Source organism: Pseudoalteromonas sp. SG43-7, assembly GCF_014164295.1.
Classification (GTDB): domain Bacteria; phylum Pseudomonadota; class Gammaproteobacteria; order Enterobacterales; family Alteromonadaceae; genus Pseudoalteromonas; species Pseudoalteromonas rhizosphaerae.
Genome location: NZ_JACJEY010000243.1, coordinates 1 through 241 on the forward strand (window position 1 = coordinate 1; position 241 = coordinate 241).

Here is a 241-nt window from a genome sequence, read left to right on the forward strand (position 1 = left end):
GACTTTGATCACCGATTCTCATCAGCTTTGATCACTTGATTTATCATTTTGTAGAGCCGTTTTTAAATTAGCTTAACTGATCATCATCAGTCAATTTATTTAACTGTTTTCGTATCGATTCTCCTATCATTTCATGCCAGTTTTCCTGTGGTAGCTGGCTTATAATTATGTGTGATTTATACCCATACCGCGCATCGATTAATTCGAGTAAGTCACCTCGTTGCTGTGCACTCAGTGGTTC

At 37.8% G+C, this 241-nt stretch carries 1 protein-coding gene; it reads right to left on the minus strand.

Annotated features, from left to right (window positions below):
- Positions 1 to 67: 67 nt before the first annotated feature.
- Positions 68 to 241 (minus strand): ATP-binding protein (locus tag H5200_RS23700; protein WP_182741006.1); only part of this gene is annotated, 174 nt, incomplete at its 5' end.